Origin of the sequence: Streptomyces griseoloalbus (assembly GCA_014650015.1) — a bacterium.
In the GTDB taxonomy this organism is placed as follows: Bacteria; Actinomycetota; Actinomycetes; order Streptomycetales; family Streptomycetaceae; genus Streptomyces; species Streptomyces griseoloalbus.
Map to the genome: position 1 here is coordinate 196,948 of BMUD01000012.1, position 18,498 is coordinate 215,445.

An 18,498-nucleotide genomic window follows, 5' to 3' on the forward strand; every position below is an offset into this window, starting at 1 on the left:
GGTAGGATGTTCCCCATGGGTCATGGAGTCGTCATCGCCGCGCAGGACGACGCCGAGCGCGTCCGCCTGGACGCGGACAACGTCGCGAAGGTCGCCACCACGCTCCAGGCCCTGTCCACGCCCTCACGCCTGCTGATCCTCGCCCGCCTGCGCGAAGGTCCGCTGCCGGCCACCGAGTTGGCGGCGGAGGTGGGCATGGAGCAGTCGGCCTGCTCGCACCAACTGCGGCTGCTGCGCAACCTCGGCCTGGTGGTCGGCGAACGCCGCGGCCGTTCCATCGTGTACGCGCTGCACGACCACCATGTCGCCGAACTGCTCGACCAGGCCGTCTACCACGTGGAGCATCTGCGGCTGGGCATCAGCGACGCGGCCGAGTGAGCAGCCCCCGCATGGTCTCGGCGGCGCGTACGGCGGCGTCCGCGCAGCAGTTGTTGAACAGCACGTGCAGTTCCTCCGTCTGCCGCGCCACCCGCCACAACCGGGGGACCCAGGCGGCGAGTTCGGTCACGTCGTAGTCGTGCCGGAAGCGGTCCTCCTTGCCGCCGCTCCCCCAGGCCCCGCTCCGGCCGTGGAAGCGTACGACGGCGAGGTCGGTGCGGCTGACGGGCGCGACGGGCGGCAGCGAGCCGCCCAGCCCCTGGACCGTGTCCACGCCCACGGCCGTCGCGCCCAGCCCCGTCAGCAGCGCGCGGGTGTCGTCCGCCCGCTCCGCCTCCCACCAGGCCGGATGCCGGAACTCGACGGCGAGCGGCCAGCCCGCCGCGCGCTCCGCGCAGTCCTCCAGCGCGCGCTCCGCCCGGGCGCCGGGCGCGAACCAGGGCGGGAACTGGAACAGTACGGTGCCCAGCCGCCCGGCCTCGCGCAGCGGCCGGATCCCTTCCGCGAACCGCCCCCACACCTCGTCCAGCAGCGCACCACCCGCCGGCTCGCGCCGCCGCGTGAGGTCCGCCTGCCGGGTGCGCAGGTCGGGGGGCAGTGCCTGAGGGCGCGTGGGGTGGCCGGTCAGCAGCGAGAACGCCTTGACGTCGAAGCGGAACCCGTCCGGTGTGCGCTCCACCCACAGCTCGCTGTTGCGCCGTCCCGGCAGCGCGTAGTACGCGGAGTCCACCTCGACGAGGGGCAGCCGCGACGCGTAGTGCCGCAGCCGCCCCTCGGCGTCCCGCCGTCCGCGCGGATACCAGCCGCTCGACACGAGTTGGGGATCCGTCCACGAACAGGACCCGACCAGAACCTCACCCATGGGAGCCCGGTTACCCCGGGCTCCCGGGAGTGTGCCTGCCCTCTGCGGACGCCGTGGGCCGGCGCGACAGCGCCATCGCCTCGTCCACGTCGGTGAGCGGACGCAGCCGGTAGGTGTAGGCGTAGTCGCGGTCGGCGAACAGCTTGAACTCGTCGTGGGTGTGGGCGCCCCAGCTGTTGTCGCCGCCCACGCCCATCTGCCGGTGGCTGACCCGCAGGACGACCGCGTCCCGCGGGGTCAGCTGGTAGTCGTGCCGGACCCCGGTGGACAGGTCCTCCGGGGTGAAGTGCGAGGCGTTGACCTCCAGGAGGGGTTCGCCCGAGACCAGCAGACCGCGCCCGCTGCCGTCGGTCAGGGCGGCCCAGCGGACGTCGGTCTTGTTGCCGTTCTCCTGCGGGCGGATGTACGGCGTCCACTGCTCGGCCACCGTGGAGGCGTACCGGCCCACGTCCGTGCCGGTGTTGCGGTCCCAGTGGTTCTCCTCCGGGCCGCGGCCGTAGTAGTGCAGGCGGTCGAGTCGGCGCGGCAGGAGGAGCAGCGTGCCGACCTCCGGGATGTACGGCAGGTCCCGGGCGCCCGGGTGCAGGGTGTTGTCGACCTTGATCTCGCCGTTGCCGAAGACGGTGTAGGTGGTGCTGTACCGGGATTCGACGGTGGTCGGCAGGGTTCCCGTGACGGTGATCTCCACGGCGCGGTCGCGCAGGGCGCGTACGCGGACTCCGGTCACCTTCCGCCGGGCGCCGGCGTCGCGCCAGGTCTGGTTGCGGGTGGGCTGGCCGTTGCCGTGGTCGTTGTCGGTGGGGGCCCGCCAGAAGTTCGGCACGGGCCCGGAGGTGATGAGGCGGACACCGGCGGCCTCGTAGGAGGTGATCGTGCCGCTGGACTTGTCGACGGTGACGGAGAAACGCCTGCCCGTCACGGTGACGCCGGCGGCGGTCTCGTCGTGACGCAGGGCGGGGACGCCGTCCAGCGGCACGGGGGTCACGGCCGGGCTGCCCGCGTCGAGGGGCAGTTGCTGCCGGGCGACCTCGAAGCCGGCCTTCGCCCACGCGGTGGACTCCCTGGTGGTGAAGGAGAGTTCGAGGAAGTACTCCGTGCCCGGTGCCGGATCGTCCGGCAGCCGGATCGGCACGGTGATGTCCTTGCTGCTCAGCGGCGCGACGTCCAGTTGGTCGCGGGTCAGCCGGCCGCGCCGGACGACCGTGCCGTCGGCCACGAGGGCCCAGCGTCCGTCGAACTCCCCCAGGCCCGTGAACAGATACTCGTTGGTGAGGGTGACCGCGCCGGGGCCGCCGTCGGCCGGTGCGGCGTTGATCGCCTGGTAGACGCGTTTGACCTCGGCGGCCTTGCCGGTGTGACCGCGGTCGGCGGTGATGATGCCGTCCGCGACGAAGTTCCCGTCGTTGGGGTTGTCGCCCCAGTCGCCGCCGTAGGCGAGGAAGGTGCGGTCGCGGGGGCGCTCCTCGGCGACCTCGACGGTGGCGGCGTCGAACCAGAACCGCACCCCGTCGTCCCCGGGTCCCCGGCCGCCGGCGGCCAGTTCGGCGGGGCTGAGGGCGCGGGCGTAGACGCGGGCGCGGCGGACGGTGCCGCTGAACTCGCGGGTCTGGTGGTCGGCGTCGGTGGCGAGGGCGAGGGGCGCGGTGGTGCGGGAGGGGCGTGCGGTGGTGGTCCGGGTGGCCTTGACCGCGCCGTCGACGTGCAGGGTCAGCAGGCCCGCCTCCGCGTCGAAGACCCCCGCGATGTGGTGTTCGCGGCCGGTCCAGTCGTCCGGCAGTGCCCAGCTCGCGGTGATCCACTGGCCGCCGGAGTGGATGAAGAACTCCAGGTTCCCGTTGGTCTGCTTCAGGGCGTACTGGGTGTCGCCCTTGGCGAGGATGGGCTGGTGGTAGCCGGTGTAGTGGGGGGTGACCCATGCCTCCAGGGTCAGCGAGCCGGTGAGGTCGAGGCGGTCGTCGCGGGCGAAGACGGTGCCTCCGGTGATGCCCTCGGCGCGGTCGAAGTGGCCGCCGGCGGCGAGGATCTCGCCGTGCAGCCGGCCCGGCCCCGACTCGGTGAACCGCGTGCGTGCGGGGGTCGGCCAGTTCAGGGACTGGTCGACGAAGTCCCAGATCCAGCCGCCCTGGAGGACGTCGTGGCGGCGGACGAGGTCCCAGTACTTCGCGAAGTTGCCGTTGGAGTTCCCCATCGCGTGGGAGTACTCGATCATGACATAGGGACGTGTGTCGGCGGTGTCCTCGGCCCGCTGCTCGACGCGTGCCGGGCTCTCGTACATCTTGGAGCGGATGTCGCTGATCCCCGGCCGGTCGTCGCCCTCGTACTGGATGACGCGGGTGGGGTCGTAGGAGCGGATCCAGTCGTGCATGGCGTTGAAGGTGGTGCCTCCGCCTGCCTCGTTGCCGAGTGACCAGATGACCACACTGGCGTGGTTCTTGTCGCGGTGGACCATGTTCCGGGCGCGGGCCACGCAGGCCTCGGTCCACTCCGGGTGGTCGCCCGGGTACTCGGAACGGATGCCGTGGGTCTCGAGGTTGGTCTCGTCGACGAGGTAGAGGCCGTACTCGTCGGCGAGTTCGTTCCACACCGGGTTGTTCGGGTAGTGCGAGGTGCGGACGGAGTTGATGTTCATCCGCTTGATGATCGTGATGTCCTCGATCATGTCCTCGCGGGTGAGGGCGGTGCCGCGCGCCGGGTGCATCTCGTGCCGGTTGGTACCGCGGAAGGAGACGGGGCGGCCGTTGATGCGCATCAGCCCGTCCTTGAGCGCGAACTCGCGCAGTCCGACCCGGTGGGACAGGGTCTCGACCACCTCGCCCGCGGGGTCGCGGAGTTGGAGCACGGCGGTGTAGAGGTACGGGTGCTCGGCCGACCACAGCCTCGGTTCGGGTACGGCCGCGGACGCCTCGACGGTGACGTCCTCCCCGGCCGGTACGGTGCCGAGGTCGGCGCTCCGCTTCAGCGGCCGGGACCAGACGGCGTGCCCGCGGGCGTCGTAGAGCCGGGTCTCCACGGTGTACCGGCCGGCGCCGTCACCTCCGCGGTCACGCACACTCGCGGTGACCTTGAGCTCGGCCGCTCGGTAGCCGTCGCTCAGCGGGGTGTCCAGCTTGAAGTCGCGCAGGTGCACGGCCGGGGTGGAGTACAGGTAGACCGAGCGGAAGATGCCGCTCAGTCGGATCATGTCCTGGTCCTCCAGCCAGTCGCCGTCGGAGTAGCGGTACACCTCCACCGCGAGGTGGTTGGTGCCGGGCTGCAGATGCTCGGTGATGTCGTACTCGGCCGGCGTGTACGAGTCCTCGTGGTAGCCGACGAGTTCCCCGTTGACCCACACGTAGTGGGCGGACTTGACGCCCTCGAAGTGCAGGAAGGTCCGTCGGCCACGCCAGTCGCGGGGGACGGTGAAGGTGCGCCGGTACTGGCCCACCGGGTTGTGGCGGGTCGGGGCGGCGGGCGGCTGGGGGTCCTCGCCACGGCCGTTGGGGCCCCAGTAGGGGTAGGTGATGTTGAGGTAGATCGGCCGGTCGTAGCCGTGGACCTGCCAGACGGACGGCACCGGGACGGTGTCCCAGGCCGAGTCGTCGAGGTCGGTGCGGTAGAAGTCGGCGTCCCGGTCGTCGGGGCGGTCGGCGTGGGCGAACTTCCACCGGCCGTCCAGTCCGATCCGGTACGGCGAGCGGGTACGGTCGGCGGCCAGCGCCTGTTGCAGGTTCGCGTACGGCATGAGGGTGGTGTGCGGGGGCTCGGTGCCCAGCCGGAAGAGGGACATCCGGCCGTTCCACTCCGGTGCGGCGTCGGCGTCCGCGCTTCGTGGGGCGGCGGCCTGTGCCATGCCGGGCGACGACAGGGCGAGAGCGCCGAGCACGGCGGCGCCGGACTCCAGCAGCCGGCGACGGCTGACGAGAGGCCGTTCGGGGTGGATGGGCCGGTCGGCGGGTGACACGTGCGGGTGCGGCATGACCGTGGCCTTCCTCGGTTCGACGGAGCGCTGCACGGACTGAGGGCACGTCGGGCCCCCCTCGACGCACCGTCATGGGGGGACGTTGCTGCGGAGGCGGGTCACGACCGGTGGTGACGGAGCAACTACTGAGCCAGCCACACCCTAGGACTCGAACACAACCGAAGCAACGATGCCGTAGGACTTTGTGCGGTCCTGATGGTTCCGGCGGCGGGGCGCCATGGACCCGCATCACAGCTGACGATCCGCCCGGCCGGCACACCGCGCCCCACGGCGCCGAGGAGCCACACATGACCTACTACCGCGACCTGACGCGCCATGCGTACGCCCCGCACGACGAGTCGGACGGGGAGATGCTCAACGTCGGCTGGCCGGCGCCGGGACACGGCTGTCGCACGGGAATCGTGGACGAGCGTGTGGTGGAGGCGCTGAGCGTGCTCAGCGCGGGCTACGACAACCAGACGCGCGGCATCCACCCCTGCGGATTCTGCGACACCGACCGTCCCGTCGTCCTCGGCGGCCCCGCCCTCGAGACCGAGGTGTGGCTCGGATCGGCGGAGATTCGGGTGCGGGGAGCGGACGGCACGCTCCACACCGCACCGAACCTGGTGATCCACTACATCACCAGGCACCGGTACTGCCCGCCGGAGGAGTTCTGCCGCGCGGCGGTGCGGACTGCGGGCACCGAAACGTCCGGGCAGCTGACGTCGGCCGATTGAGCGAGCCGGCGGGGAATCAGGCGAGCCGGGCGGCGAACGCCGCGTAGGCACGGTCGTCGAAGAGGACGAACCGTACCTCCTCGACCGCGGTGCGAGCCCCCCGGACCGTTTCGACGGCGATGCGTGCCCCGTCGTCCATGGGCCAGCCGTAGACGCCCGTGGAGACGGCGGGGAACGCGACCGTGCGGGCGCCCAGTTCGTCGGCGACACGCAGGGACTCGCGGTAGCAGGAGGCGAGGAGGGCGGAGCGGTCCTCGCTGGCGCTGTGCACCGGGCCGACGGTGTGGATCACCCAGCGAGCGTCGAGCCGGCCCGCGGTGGTGGCGACCGCCCGGCCGGTGGGCAGCCCCTTGCCGTACTGCGAGGCGCGGAGCCCGCGGCATTCCGCCAGGATCTCCGGGCCGCCCCGGCGGTGGATCGCGCCGTCGACCCCGCCTCCGCCGAGCAGGGACGAGTTGGCCGCGTTGACGATCGCGTCGGCGCTCTGACCGGTGATGTCTCCCTGGACGAGCGTGATGGTGGTCATGTCCGTCGCAGCCCCCTCCAGACGGCCTTCGCCGCATTGTGTCCCGACATGCCGTGCACGCCGGGGCCGGGCGGGGTGGCCGACGAGCAGATGAAAACGGCCGGATGCGGGGTCGTGTACGGGGACAGGGACAGTTTGGGGCGCAGCAGCAGTTGGAGCCCGGAGACCGCGCCGGTGGCGATGTCGCCGCCGACGTAGTTGGCGTTGCGGGCGGCGAGCTCGGGCGGTCCCGCGGTGGCGCGGGCGAGGACACGGTCGCGGAAACCCGGGGCGTAGCGCTCCAGTTGGCGTTCGATGGCGTCGGTGAGGTCACCGGTCCAGCCGTTCGGGACATGGCCGTAGGCCCAGAAGACGTGCCGGCCTGCCGGGGCGCGGGTGGGGTCGGCGACGCCGGGCTGGACGGTGATGAGGAAGGGCGCGTCGGGGGCCCGGCCCTCCTTGGAGGCGGCGCGCAGGGCGGCGGCGATCTCGGCGCTGTCCGCGCCGACCTGCACGGTGCCGGCGGAGCGGGCCTGCGGGGCGGTCCACGGCACGGGACCGTCCAGGGCGTAGTCGATCTTGAAGACGCCCGGGCCGTAGCGGTAGTTGGCGTAGTGGTTGCCGAAGCCGGCGATGCGGGCCAGGGCGGTGGGCGAGGTGTCGAAGACGTACGCCCGGGCGGGCGGCAGGTCGTCGAGGCGCTTGACCTCGTAGTCGGTGTGGATCGCGCCGCCGAGGTCCCTCAGGTACGCGGCGAGGGCGTCGGAGATGGCCTGGGAGCCGCCGCGGGCGACGGGCCAGCCGCGGGCGTGCGCGGCGAGGGCGAAGACCAGGCCGACGGCGCCGGTGGCGAAGCCGCCGAGGGGAGCCATGACGTGGGCGACGAGGCCGGCGAAGAGGGTGCGGGCCCGCTCGTCGCGGAAGCGGCGGGTGAGCCAGGTCGACGGAGGCAGGCCGACCAGGCCGAAGCGGGCGAGGGTGACCGGGTCGCGGGGCAGCGCGGTCAGCGGCAGGGACATGAAGTCGCGGGCCAGGGTGTCCCACTTGGGCAGGAAGGGTTCGACGAGCCGGCGGTAGGCGCCGGCGTCGCGCGGTCCGAAGGAGGCGGCCGTCTCACCCACCGACCGGGACAGCACGGCCGCCGTGCCGTCCGGGAAGGGGTGCGCCATGGGGAGGTCCGGGTGCAGCCATTCCAGGCCGTAGCGCTCCAGCGGGAGGGCGCGGAACGCGGGTGAGTTGATGGCGAGGGGGTGCGCGGCGGAGCACGGGTCGTGCCGGAAGCCGGGCAGGGTGAGCTCCTCGGTGCGTGCGCCGCCGCCCACGGTGGCGTGCGCCTCGAAGAGGGCGACGGAGAAACCGCGCCGGGCCAGCTCCACGGCGGCGGTCAGCCCGTTCGGCCCCGCACCCACCACGACCGCATCGAGCATCGACGGCACCTTCGGACTCCTTTGTCAGCCGGCGGCCACTGGGGATCAGGATATGCCGGGTCGCCGGCGTTCTCCCGTGGCCTCCGTGGGATCGGCCCCGTCGGACAGCAGCCCCACCACCCGGTGAGCGGTGGCCGTGTCCCGGGCCGCGGTGAAGGGCAGGGTGTTGCCGCCCTTGATGCTGAAGGGCCGGCCCGCGCGCGTGAGGTGGGTGCCGCCCGCCTCCTCCACGAGGAGCAGGCCGGCCGCGTGGTCCCATGCGACTTCCCAGCTGAACGCGGTGGCGTCCGACTCGCCGCGGGCGACGGCCAGATACTCCAGGCCGGCCGAGCCGCAGGCGCGGGGGGCCATCCCGTCGGTCCACAGGCCGAGCAGGGCGCGCTTTTGTTCGTCCGTCGTGTAGTCCGGGTGGGAGGTGGCCACGCGGAGGTCCCGGCCGGGCTCCGGGGAACCCGCCAGGAGCCGCTCACCGTCGAGGTGGGCGCCGCGTCCCCGGACGGCCGTGGCGAGTTGGTCGCGGGCGGGTGCGTAGGTCCAGGAGGCGTACAGGACTCCGCGCCGGGCGAGGGCGACCAGGGTGCAGAAGCCGGGGTCACCGTGCACGAACTGGCGGGTCCCGTCGACCGGGTCGACGATCCAGACCGGCGCCTCGCCCTGGATCGCCTCGTACGACGCGGGGTTGGCGTGCACCGCCTCCTCGCCGACCACGACCGAGCCGGGCAGGAGGGCGAGGAGTGCCTCCGTCAGATACAGCTCGGCCTTGCGGTCGGCGTCGGTCACCAGGTCGTGCGGGCCGGTCTTGAGATCGACTTCGTGCGCGGCGAGCCGGCGCCACCGCGGCATGATCTCCTGTGCCGCGGCCTTGCGGATGGATTCCTCCACGTCACAGGCGTGCCGGGCGAGAAACTCGTCGATGGTTTCGTTGTCCTCGATCATGTGTCCATGAGAGCACGCCCCACTGACAAATCCCACCCGTCCGGTTCACCACGGGTGGAATCGGCATGAACACGGGGTTGCGGTCCGCGCGGCCGTGGGCTCAGCGGCCCACCGCGTAGCCCTGCATGCCGCGCGGGTTCGCCGCCGCGGAGAGCACGCCGGTGGCCGGGTCCCGTGCGACCGCGCAGAGCCGGCCCTCCGACCAGGGCTCGCCGACCGTGACCTCGTGACCGCGGCGCCGCAGCTCCGCCACCACCCCCGGGTCCGTGCGGGACTCGACGGTGACGCTGCCGGGGCGCATGCCGCGCGGGTAGAAGGAGCCGGGGAAGCTGTCGTTGTGCCAGTTCGGGGCGTCGATGGCGCCCTGGAGGTCGAGTCCGCCGCGTACCTGCTCGCGCAGGACGACCGCCAGGAAGAAGTGCAGCTGCCACTGGTCCTGCTGGTCCCCGCCGGGCGTGCCGAACGCCATGACCGGCACTCCGTCGCGCAGCGCGAGGGAGGGCGTGAGGGTGGTCCGGGGACGGCGGCCCGGGGTGAGGGTGTTGGGCAGGCCGTCCTCCAGCCACGTCATCTGCAGCCGGGTGCCCAGCGGGAAGCCCAGCTCGGGCACGACGGGGTTGGACTGGAGCCAGCCGCCACTGGGGGTGGCCGCGATCATGTTGCCCCAGCGGTCGACGATGTCGAGGTGGCAGGTGTCGCCGCGGGTGCCGCCGTCGCCGGAGACGTCCGGTTCGCCGGGCACGGGGGACGTCGGGCGCTTGGCGACGGTCGGCTCGCCGACGCCCATCGGGCTGAAGCCGGGTTCGTCCGTGGCCACGACGCGCGCGTGGGCGCTCAGCCGTGGCGTGCGCCCGCCGGGGCTGCCGGGCCGCAGGTCGTGGGAGGCGCGGGGGCCGACCCTGGTCCGCCGCTCGGCGTTGTACTCGGCCGACAGCAGGTCGTCGAGCGGCACCTCGGCCGCGTCCCCGTACCAGGCCTCGCGGTCGGCCATGGCGAGTTTGCAGCCCTCGATCAGCAGGTGCAGGTAGTCGGCGGAGCCGTAGCGGGGCAGTTCCGGCGGGAGCAGGGCGAGCTGCTGGAGCAGGACCGGGCCCTGGCTCCAGGGGCCGGCCTTGCACACGGTCCAGCCGTGGAAGTCGTACGTCGCCGGAGTCTCGTAGGTCGCGGACCAGGCGGCGAGGTCGGCGGCGGTCAGCGTGCCGGTGTGGCGCTCACCGCTGGTGTCCAGGGTGGGCCGTGCGGCCTGCCGGACGAGGGCGTCGGCTATGAAGCCGGTGCGCCACACCTCCCTCGCGGCGTCGATCTGCGCCTCCCGGTCCCCCGCCCCGGCGACCTCGGCGAGCAGCCGCTTCCAGGTGGCGGCGAGAGCGGGGTTGCGGAAGAGCTCGCCGGGGCGGGGCGCCCGGCCGCCGGGCAGGTACACCTCGGCCGAGGAGGTCCACTCCGTCTCGAACAGCTCCCGTACGGTCCCGACGGTCTCGGCCATGCGCTCCACGGGCGGGTGCCCGTCCTCGGCGTACCCGACGGCGTACTTCAGGACGTCGGCGAGGGTCTTGGTGCCGTGGTCACGCAGCAGGAGCATCCAGGCGTCGAAGGCTCCGGGCACGGCGGCAGCGAGCGGTCCGGTGCCGGGGACAAGGTCCAGGCCGAGGCTCCGGTAGTGGGCGGCGCTCGCCCCGGCCGGGGCGACGCCCTGCCCGCACAGCACCCGCACCTCGCCGCCGGCCGGTGCGAGCAGGATCGGTACCTCGCCGGCCGGGCCGTTGAGATGCGGCTCGACCACGTGCAGGACGAAGGCGCCCGCCACGGCCGCGTCGTAGGCGTTGCCGCCGTCCTCCAGCACGGCCATGGCCGACTGGGAGGCCAGCCAGTGGGTGGAGGACACCATGCCGAAGGTGCCCTGGAGGGTGGGGCGGGTGGTGAATCGCATACCTGACCTCGGTGTTCATGCGTCGGTGGACCTGTGCGACAGCGAGATGGGCCGCGGGGAGAAATGGAGAATGTGGGGGGAACGAGCGCGAGACCATCTCCTCCACCTGGCCCCTTTCCTCGGCCACCTGGGCCGGGCTGCCGACGTCCGCCGCTGCCGCAGGCAGCGTAGATGCGCGTCACCGACCGAAGCCACCCCTCTCGCACCTCCTGCACACCTACGACCACCACCGCTGCCGCACCGCACTCGGCGGCCACTCACACGATCAGCCGCTCTGAACAACGCTTCAGGTCAATACACCGGTGACGGACAGCAACCGCAACTTCCGGTGGCTCTCACTGCCGGGGAGGGCGGTGTAGACCAGCAGGTGATGCGACTGGTTCGGATCGAGCAGCGTCTGGCAGGTCAGCTCCAACGCGCCGAGCTCGGGGTGGATGAAGTGCTTCACCTCGTGGGGCCGGATGCCGACCTCGTGGTCGTTCCACACCCGGCGGAACTCTTCGCTGTGCGCGAGCAGCAGGTCGGTGTAGTGGGCCGCGCGGGAACCGGGACCCCGCAGCGTGGCCACCCCGCGCAGGCCCGAGACGAACATGCGGGTGAGGAACGGATGGTCGTCGGGGGCGTAGAGCTGTCGCGTGGCGGGGTCGGTGAACCATCGGTAGCCGAGGCTGCGGGCCGGGCCGCCGTAGACGGTCAGGTCGCCGGTGAGCGCGATGCCGAGCGGGGTCTGCCGCAGCGTCTCGCCGAGCTCGGTGACGATCTCCGCGGGGGTGTCGTCCAGGCGGTCGAGGATGCGTAGCAGGCCGGGACTGATGTGCTCGCTGTCCGCGCCCCGCGGGGTCGGGGTCTGTCCGGCGAGCCGGAAGAGGTGGTCGCGCTCGTCGAGGGAGAGGTGGAGTCCTTGCGCGATGGAGGCGATCATCTGCTCGGACGGCTGGGGTCCGCGCTCCCGCTCGAGCCGCGCGTAGTAGTCGGTCGGACGACGTGAACTGGGAACGCTCCTACGACGGCATGAGGGCCTACAGCCAGTCGAAGATCGCGTTCGGGCTCTTCGGCCTCGAACTCGACCGGCGCAGTCAGGCCAATGGCTGGGGCATCACGAGCAACCTCTCCCATCCCGGGATCGCTCCGACGAACCTGCTCGCCGCTCGCCCCGAGGTGGGACGCACCAGGGACACCATGGGCGTGCGCCTGATCCGGGCGCTGTCTGCCCGCGGCGTCCTCGTCGGGACGGTCCACACCGCGCAACTTCCCGCCCTGTACGCCGCCACCTCCCCCGACGCCGAGCGTGGCGGGTTCTACGGGCCGCGCGGACCCGGGCACCTGGGCGGCCCTCCCGGCGAGCAGAAACTCCACTCGCGCCTTCGCAGCGCCGGGGAGGCCCGGCGCGTCTGGCAGGTCTCCGAAGAGCTCACGCAGGTCCCCTTTCCCCACAGCTGAGAGGTCGTTCTCCTTCCGCACCTCGTGCGCGGCTTTCGCCGGCCGGACCGGGCGCCCGGCGGGCGGAGGGGTACTGGGCCGGGGCAGCGCGTCCGCCTCCCGGGTCGAGGGAGCGAGGGCACGGCTGAAGCGGCTGGTGGAGAGGGGCCGGCGGGATCACCGCCACCGGTTCCGCCCGGTGGTCAGAGACCGGTGAGCAGGTCGTCGAGTGGGGCGGGTACGCGGTCGGGGCCGAGGGCCTCGACGAGGACGCGGCCGTAGTGGATCTTGCGTCCCTTCTTCGTCCCGAGGAAGCGCCGCAGCTGCTGCTGTGCGGGGCGGCCCTGCTGGGCGGGCTGGCGCAGGAAGGTCTGCAGGGGGCGCGAGTCGCCCTCCGCCAGAACGAGCTCCTTCACCCGCGGCACGCCCAGCGCGCGGATGAGCTCGTCCTCCAGGTCCGCCGCACAGACGAAGAAGTTTCGCTGCGCCGCGCCGGCCCGCTCCAAGGCGCGATCGTAGTAGGGGCGTTCGCGCTCGTCGCACAGTCCCGTGAGGCGGAGGCCCAGGCCCGGTGGGCCGAGGAGGCGGGCGAAGCGCCCGACGTTCATCGCGCCGCCCATCGGCAGGACACAGACGCCCTCGGCCGCCAGGTTCCGGCCGCGGGCGGCGGCCAGCGCACTCACCGCCGCGGCGTCACTCAGCCCTTCGAGCAGCACGGCCGTACGGACGGGCAGCCGCGCGGCCAGCTCGCGCACGGGGTCGCCGGGACCACCGGCCGCCCACACGGTGGCCGCTTCCCGGAACGCCCGCATGTCGGTCATGGGCCGAGTCTTACGCCCTTCACGGCCACCGCGCCAAACATTTTCCGCCGGCCGCCGTCCGGTGGAGCCGCCGCGCCGGACGGCTCCACCCGGCGGCTCCACCGGACGGCGGCCGGCGGGGTCGGTGTGTCCGGGCTCCTGCCGGGTGACGGAATCCCTCACGGTCCGGCGGCATCCGCCGCTTCCTGGCCGGCCCGCCGCCGGCGGGCGTCCTCGTCGGTCCGGGCGTCGTAGCTGATGAGCTTGGGCAGCGCGGCGGTGAGCAGGCCCACCGCGGCGACGCAGGCGAGTCCGCCGCTCCAGATCGCCGGGCGGACGCCGGTCCAGCCGGCCATCGCCCCGGCGCGGACCTGGCCGAGCTGGGGGCCGACGCTGTAGGACAGGACCTCGATCCCGGCGAGCCGGCCGCGCAGCCGGTCGGGGATGGTCTGGTTCCAGATGGTGGAGCGGCCCAGTCCGCTCAGCATGTCCCCCGCGCCCGCCAGGCCGAGGCACAGCAGCACCAGCCAGACGTTCGACGTCCAGCCCGCCGCGGCCATCGCCAGGCCCCAGCCGGCGGCGCCGCACACCACCAGCAGGCCGTGCCGCTGCGTCCGGGACACCCAGCCGCTGGTCAGGCTGAGCAACAGCGACCCGACGGCTCCCGCCGAGTACATCAGCCCCAGGGACCAGTCGGCGTCGAGCTCGTCGGCGAGGAAGGGGAAGACGGTGTTCGGGAAGGCGAAGAACATCGCCGCCAGGTCGACCGCGTACGTGCCCAGCAGCACCGGCCTGGACCAGGCGTAGCGGGCCCCTTCGGCGATGCCGCGCAGCGACGGCCTGGCCGCGTGTTCGACGGGCGGTACGGGCGAGAGCCGGCGGCACATCAGGACCGACGCGGCGAAGCAGACGACCGTGGTGGCGTAGGCGGGACCGTTGCCCGCGTACGCCACGACCAGGCCCGCCAGCGCGGGCCCGGCGATCGCGCCGGTCTGCCAGCGCAGGGCGTTCAGCGCGGCCGCCGCGGCCAGCTGGTCGTGCGGGACGATCCGGGCCAGCAGCGAGTCGAGGGCGGGCCGTTGGAGTCCGGCGAGTGCCGCGACTCCGGCCGCGACCACGTACAGCGGCCACAGCATGGGCTCCGGCAGCATCGCGTTCAGCAGCAGGACGGCTGCCAGCAGTCCCAGTCCCGCCTCGGTCAGCACGATGACCTTGCGCCGGTCCACGGCGTCCGCGAGTGCCCCGCCGTACAGTCCGAAGACCACCAGCGGCACCAGTTCGACGGCGCCCATCGCGCCGACCGCGAGCGGTGAGCCGGTCAGGTCCTTGATCTGGAGCGGCAGCGCGATCAGCGCCATCACACTCCCGAGGTAGGTGACCAGGCCCTGCACCCACAGGAGGCGGAAGTCCTTCGAGGAGCGCCAGGGCGTGAGGTCGGGCAGCACCGCGGCGAGCTTGGACGTCATGGTCAGCGGCTCCCGGCCGGCCGGGTCACGGACGACGGCACCGTCTGTGCGGCGCTGTCCGCGACGGTGGCGTGGTGACGGCCGATCGGCAGGACGAGGGGCTTGCCGGAGACCGGGTCCTCGATGACGCGGCTGTCCATGCCGTACACGGTCCGCACCGTGTCCTCGGTCATCACCTCCTCTGGCGTTCCGGCGGCGTGCAGGCGGCCGGACGCGAGGGCGACGAGCCGGTCGGCGTAGCGCGCGGCCAGGTTGAGGTCGTGCAGGACCATGACGATCGTGGTGCCGCGGGTCCGGTTCAGGTCGGTCAGCAGGTCGAGGACCTCGATCTGGTGGCTGATGTCGAGGAACGTGGTGGGCTCGTCGAGCAGCAGCAGGTCGGTCTGCTGGGCCAGGGCCATCGCGATCCACACGCGCTGGCGCTGGCCGCCGGAGAGTTCGTCGACCGACCGCTCCGCCAGTTCCGTGGTCTGTGTGGCCTCCAGCGCGGCGGCGACCGCGGCGTCGTCCTGCGCCGTCCAGCGGGAGAAGGCACGCTGATGGGGGTGACGGCCCCGGCCGACCAGGTCGAGGACCGTGATGCCCTCGGGCGTCACCGGTGACTGCGGCAACAGGCCCAGGGTGCGGGCGAGTTCCTTGGCCGGGGTGCGGTGGACCTCCTTGCCGTCCAGGACGACCCGGCCCGCGCGGGGCACGAGCAGCCGGGACATCGAGCGCAGCAGCGTCGACTTGCCGCAGGCGTTGGCGCCGACGATCACCGTGATGTTCCCGGCCGCGAGCGTCAGGTCCAGGCCCTCGATGACGGCACGGTCGCCGTAGCCGAGCGTGAGGTCCTCGGTGGACAGGGTGTGGGACGCGGTCACAGTGAGCCTCCGGCCCGGTTGGTGCGGACGATCAGGTAGACGAGGTAGGGCGCGCCGAGGACGCCGGTGACGACGCCGACGGGGTAGCGGGTGTCGAAGGCGTACTGGCCGGTGAAGTCGGCGACCAGGACGAGCAGGGAGCCGACGAGGCCGGCGGGCACCAGCAGGGATCCGCCGGTTCCGGTCAGCCGGGCGGCGATCGGCCCGGAGAGGAAGGCGACGAAGGCGATCGGTCCGGCCGCCGCGGTGGCGAACGCGATCAGCCCGACGGCCGCGACGATGACCGTGACACGGGTGCGTTCGACGCGGACGCCGAGCGCGGACGCCGTGTCGTCGCCCAGGCTCAGGGCGCTCAGGTTGCGCGACTGGAACAGCAGCACCGGACCGAGTGCGAGCACCGCGAGGACGGTGGGCACGGTCTCCTCCCAGGTCGTGCCGTTGAGACTGCCCGTGAGCCAGCGCATCGCCTCCTGGAGGTCCCAGTCGCCGGCCCGCGACAGGACGTAGGAGGTGATGCTGTCGAGCAGGGCGGAGATGCCGATGCCGATCAGGATCAGCCGGGTTCCGGCGACCCCGTCGCGGAACGCGAGCGTGTACACCAGCAGCGCCACTCCGAGCGCGGCGGCGATCGCGAGCGCGGACACCTCGGTCTCGCTCAGCGAGAAGGTGACGATGGCGATGGCCGCCGCCGCGCTCGCTCCCGCGCTGATGCCGATGATGTCGGGGCTGGCGAGCGGGTTGCGGAGCATCGTCTGGAAGGTGACGCCGGCGATGCCGAAGCTGAATCCGGCGGTCAGGGCGAGCACCGCCCGCGGCAGCCGCAGCGTGCCGACGGTGAAGGACGCGCCCGGCACCTGCTCGCCCGTGATCACGCGCAGCACGTCGGAGGCCGGGTAGAAGGTGTGCCCGGCCATGAGCGTGGTGGCGAACGCGGCGACGACGAGGATCAGCAGCGTCGAGACGAGCAGCCGTCGCCGGTACGCGCGGCGGACCCTGGCCCGGGTGACGGCGCGCAGCGTGGGCGGGGCGGGGACGACGGGCGCGCTCACAGGGATCTGACCTTCTGCCGGCGGACGATGTGGATGAAGAAGGGAGCGCCGACGAGCGCGGTCACGATGCCCACCTCGATCTCGGAGGGCCGTGCCACGACCCGCCCCAGCACGTCGGCGGCCGTCAGCAGGACGGCGCCGCTCAGCGCGGAGAACGGCAGCAGCCACCGGTGGTCCACGCCCGCCAGCAGCCGGCAGGCATGCGGTACGACGAGGCCGACGAAGGCGATCGGCCCGGCGACGGCGGTGGCCGCGCCGCACAGCACGACCGCGCCGAGCGCGGCGGTGCCCCGGACGAGGGCCACGCGCTCACCGAGGCCTGCGGCCAGGTCGTCGCCCAGTGCCAGCGAGTTGAGGGCACGGGCGGAGGCGAGGCAGATCGCGAAGCCGGCGGCCAGGAACGGCACGACGCTGCCGAGTTGGGCGTAGGTGGCGCCTCCGACGCCGCCGATCTGCCACAGCCGGAAGGTGTCGGAGATGTCGTTGCGCGGCAGGACGACGGCGCTGACCAGCGAGGCGAGCGCGGCCGAGATGGCGGCACCGGCGAGGGCCAGCTTCAGCGGGGTGGCGCCGCCGCGGCCCAGCGAGCCGACGGTGTACACGAATCCGGCGGTGAGGGCGGCCCCGGTCATCGCCGCCCAGATGTACCCGGACACCGAGGCGAGGCCGAAGTACGCGATGCCGGTGACCACGGCGAGCGAGGCGCCCATGTTGACGCCGAGGATGCCGGGATCGGCCAGTGGGTTACGGGTCACCCCCTGCATGACCGCGCCGGAGAGGCCGAGGGCGGCGCCCACGACGACGGCCAGGAGGGTGCGCGGGATGCGGTTGGCGACCGCCGCCTCCTCCAGGGTGTCCTCCGCTCCGCCGAGCGCCGACCAGACGTCGGCCCAGGCGACGTCGCGGGAGCCGAGGGCGAGGGAGGCGGTCATGGCGGCGATCAGGACCGCGGCCACCACGAGGAGCCAGGTCACGCGCACGCGCGCCGGACGCCGTACGAGGGCGGCGTCCGGCGCGTGCGGGGTCTCGGTGACGGTCACGCGGCCTTGTCCGCGGCCTCGGCGAGTGCCTTCACGTAGTCCTCGAGGACGTACGGGATGGATAGCGGGGTCGGGTTGGCGGCGGTGGCCAGCGGGGTGCTGCCGGGCAGCAGGTAGAGGGAGTCCCGCTTGACGGCGGCCAGCTTGGAGGTGAGCGGGTCGCTCTTGAGGGCCTTCAGCAGTTCGCCCGTGTCGTCGCCGTAGCCGGTGATGATGTCGACGTCGTTGAAGTCGTCGATGTGCTCGGCGCTCTTGGTGAGGACGAACTTCTTCGTCGACGCGGACGGTCCGGAGACGCTGGCGGGGATCTTCAGGCCGAGGTCGGTGAAGAACTGCGTGCGGGTGTCGTGGGTGGTGTAGAAGCCGACCTGGCTGACGTTCTTGGACGACACGTGCGTCATGAACATCGCCGACTTCCCCTTCAGCTGGGGGTACTTGGCGGCCGTCTTCTCGATCTGCCCCTCGAGGTCGGCGATCAGTTCGTCACCTTCGTCGGCCAGTCCGATGGCCTTGCTGTTCAGGCGGATGATGTCGCGCCACGGGGTCGCCCAGGCCGCCTCGGGGTAGGCCACCACGGGAGCGATCTGGCTGAGGGTCTCGTAGTCCTGCTTCGTCAGTCCGGAGTACGAGGCGAGGATGACGTCCGGCTTGGTGTCGGCGACGGCCTCGAAGTCGATGCCGTCGGTCTCGTCGAACAGGACCGGCGTCTTGGCGCCGAGTTCCTTGAGCCGCTTCTCGACCCAGGGCAGCACGCCGTCCGCGTCGTCGTCACCGAAGTTGGCCCGCGCCATGCCGACGGGGACGACGCCGAGGGCGAGCGGCACTTCGTCGTTGGCCCAGTTCACGGTGGCGACGCGCTGGGGCTTGGCGGGGATCTCGGTGGTCCCGAGCGCGTGCTTGATCGTCACGGGGAACCGGCCGGCGCCGTCGGCACCCGCACCGGCGGAGCTGCTGTCGTCCTTGTCACCGGACTCGCCGCCGCAGGCGGTGAGTCCGAACAGGAGGGCCGCCGCGAGGGCGAGTGCACGAAGGCGTGGGGTTCTCATCGACCCGTGTTCCACTTTCGATCGGTATGCCGGGGCTCACGCAGGGCGGGGACACCAAGCGCGACGGCAAGTTAGGTAAGGCTTGCCTGCACAGCGTATGGAG

General features: G+C 72.6%; 14 protein-coding genes and 2 pseudogenes. 3 read left to right on the forward strand and 13 right to left on the reverse strand.

Annotated elements, in window-relative coordinates:
• Nucleotides 1-15 precede the first annotated feature (15 nt).
• The gene (locus tag IE178_RS19845; RefSeq protein ID WP_193513244.1) at nt 16-378 is read left to right on the forward strand and encodes an ArsR/SmtB family transcription factor; all 363 of its coding nucleotides are present in this window, start codon (nt 16-18) and stop codon (nt 376-378) included.
• On the opposite strand, the gene IE178_RS19850 is transcribed toward IE178_RS19845, so the two are convergent.
• Both IE178_RS19850 and IE178_RS19855 read right to left on the reverse strand, forming a co-directional pair.
• Nucleotides 359-1,240, reverse strand: a complete 882-nt coding sequence (locus IE178_RS19850) for a DUF72 domain-containing protein (protein ID WP_193513245.1) — start codon at nt 1,238-1,240, stop codon at nt 359-361. The two genes, IE178_RS19845 and IE178_RS19850, sit on opposite strands and share 20 nt — an antisense overlap.
• 10 nt (nt 1,241-1,250) lie before the next feature.
• Nucleotides 1,251-5,195: a glycoside hydrolase family 2 TIM barrel-domain containing protein gene (locus IE178_RS19855; RefSeq protein ID WP_193513246.1), complete on the reverse strand. Its 3,945-nt coding sequence runs from the start codon at nt 5,193-5,195 to the stop codon at nt 1,251-1,253.
• Between the two features lie 290 nt (nt 5,196-5,485).
• On the opposite strand from IE178_RS19855, the gene IE178_RS19860 reads away from it, so the two are divergent.
• The gene (locus tag IE178_RS19860; RefSeq protein WP_193513247.1) at nt 5,486-5,914 is read left to right on the forward strand and encodes a DUF7919 family protein; all 429 of its coding nucleotides are present in this window, start codon (nt 5,486-5,488) and stop codon (nt 5,912-5,914) included.
• A 16-nt stretch (nt 5,915-5,930) separates the two neighbouring features.
• Here the strand turns inward: IE178_RS19860 and IE178_RS19865 are convergent, their stop codons facing one another.
• The 5 genes and pseudogenes from IE178_RS19865 to IE178_RS19885 form a co-directional block, all read right to left on the reverse strand.
• Nucleotides 5,931-6,440 (reverse strand): O-acetyl-ADP-ribose deacetylase, encoded by a 510-nt coding sequence (locus IE178_RS19865; RefSeq protein ID WP_193513248.1) that lies wholly within the window; start codon nt 6,438-6,440, stop codon nt 5,931-5,933.
• Nucleotides 6,437-7,846, reverse strand: coding sequence for a phytoene desaturase family protein (locus IE178_RS19870; RefSeq protein WP_193513249.1), 1,410 nt, complete (start codon nt 7,844-7,846; stop codon nt 6,437-6,439). Before IE178_RS19870 ends, IE178_RS19865 begins: the two co-directional genes overlap by 4 nt.
• 45 nt (nt 7,847-7,891) lie before the next feature.
• Nucleotides 7,892-8,782 (reverse strand): inositol monophosphatase family protein, encoded by an 891-nt coding sequence (locus tag IE178_RS19875; RefSeq protein ID WP_184762946.1) that lies wholly within the window; start codon nt 8,780-8,782, stop codon nt 7,892-7,894.
• A gap of 100 nt (nt 8,783-8,882) precedes the next feature.
• Nucleotides 8,883-10,712: a gamma-glutamyltransferase family protein gene (locus IE178_RS19880; RefSeq protein ID WP_193513250.1), complete on the reverse strand. Its 1,830-nt coding sequence runs from the start codon at nt 10,710-10,712 to the stop codon at nt 8,883-8,885.
• A gap of 286 nt (nt 10,713-10,998) precedes the next feature.
• Nucleotides 10,999-11,781: pseudogene (locus IE178_RS19885) on the reverse strand (helix-turn-helix transcriptional regulator); the annotation flags it as partial.
• Between IE178_RS19885 and IE178_RS19890 the strand changes: the two are divergent.
• A pseudogene (locus tag IE178_RS19890) lies at nt 11,694-12,152 on the forward strand (Rossmann-fold NAD(P)-binding domain-containing protein); the annotation flags it as partial. The pseudogenes IE178_RS19885 and IE178_RS19890 overlap by 88 nt on opposite strands.
• Before the next feature lie 182 nt (nt 12,153-12,334).
• Here IE178_RS19890 and IE178_RS19895 read toward each other — a convergent pair.
• From IE178_RS19895 to IE178_RS19920, 6 genes are all read right to left on the reverse strand, one after another.
• Nucleotides 12,335-12,952: a TOPRIM nucleotidyl transferase/hydrolase domain-containing protein gene (locus tag IE178_RS19895; protein WP_193513251.1), complete on the reverse strand. Its 618-nt coding sequence runs from the start codon at nt 12,950-12,952 to the stop codon at nt 12,335-12,337.
• Nucleotides 12,953-13,110: 158 nt separating this feature from the next.
• Nucleotides 13,111-14,397, reverse strand: a complete 1,287-nt coding sequence (locus tag IE178_RS19900; protein WP_193513252.1) for an MFS transporter — start codon at nt 14,395-14,397, stop codon at nt 13,111-13,113.
• A gap of 2 nt (nt 14,398-14,399) precedes the next feature.
• Nucleotides 14,400-15,260 (reverse strand): ABC transporter ATP-binding protein, encoded by an 861-nt coding sequence (locus IE178_RS19905; RefSeq protein ID WP_193513253.1) that lies wholly within the window; start codon nt 15,258-15,260, stop codon nt 14,400-14,402.
• On the reverse strand, nt 15,257-16,309 hold the full coding sequence (locus tag IE178_RS19910; RefSeq protein ID WP_193513254.1) for a FecCD family ABC transporter permease: 1,053 nt from the start codon (nt 16,307-16,309) through the stop codon (nt 15,257-15,259). The genes IE178_RS19905 and IE178_RS19910 overlap by 4 nt, the downstream gene beginning before the upstream one ends.
• Nucleotides 16,306-17,349, reverse strand: coding sequence for a FecCD family ABC transporter permease (locus IE178_RS19915; RefSeq protein ID WP_193513255.1), 1,044 nt, complete (start codon nt 17,347-17,349; stop codon nt 16,306-16,308). Before IE178_RS19915 ends, IE178_RS19910 begins: the two co-directional genes overlap by 4 nt.
• Complete coding sequence (locus IE178_RS19920) at nt 17,346-18,395, reverse strand: iron-siderophore ABC transporter substrate-binding protein (RefSeq protein WP_184762939.1); 1,050 nt, start codon at nt 18,393-18,395, stop codon at nt 17,346-17,348. Before IE178_RS19920 ends, IE178_RS19915 begins: the two co-directional genes overlap by 4 nt.
• Between the last annotated feature and the right edge of the window lie 103 nt (nt 18,396-18,498).

Coding starts and splice junctions, on each gene's coding strand:
- IE178_RS19845 (WP_193513244.1), top strand. CDS start 16: ATGGGTCATGGAGTCGTCATCGCCGCGCAGGACGACGCCGAGCGCGTC.
- IE178_RS19850 (WP_193513245.1), bottom strand. CDS start 1,240: ATGGGTGAGGTTCTGGTCGGGTCCTGTTCGTGGACGGATCCCCAACTC.
- IE178_RS19855 (WP_193513246.1), bottom strand. CDS start 5,195: ATGCCGCACCCGCACGTGTCACCCGCCGACCGGCCCATCCACCCCGAA.
- IE178_RS19860 (WP_193513247.1), top strand. CDS start 5,486: ATGACCTACTACCGCGACCTGACGCGCCATGCGTACGCCCCGCACGAC.
- IE178_RS19865 (WP_193513248.1), bottom strand. CDS start 6,440: ATGACCACCATCACGCTCGTCCAGGGAGACATCACCGGTCAGAGCGCC.
- IE178_RS19870 (WP_193513249.1), bottom strand. CDS start 7,846: ATGCTCGATGCGGTCGTGGTGGGTGCGGGGCCGAACGGGCTGACCGCC.
- IE178_RS19875 (WP_184762946.1), bottom strand. CDS start 8,782: ATGATCGAGGACAACGAAACCATCGACGAGTTTCTCGCCCGGCACGCC.
- IE178_RS19880 (WP_193513250.1), bottom strand. CDS start 10,712: ATGCGATTCACCACCCGCCCCACCCTCCAGGGCACCTTCGGCATGGTG.
- IE178_RS19895 (WP_193513251.1), bottom strand. CDS start 12,952: ATGACCGACATGCGGGCGTTCCGGGAAGCGGCCACCGTGTGGGCGGCC.
- IE178_RS19900 (WP_193513252.1), bottom strand. CDS start 14,397: ATGACGTCCAAGCTCGCCGCGGTGCTGCCCGACCTCACGCCCTGGCGC.
- IE178_RS19920 (WP_184762939.1), bottom strand. CDS start 18,395: ATGAGAACCCCACGCCTTCGTGCACTCGCCCTCGCGGCGGCCCTCCTG.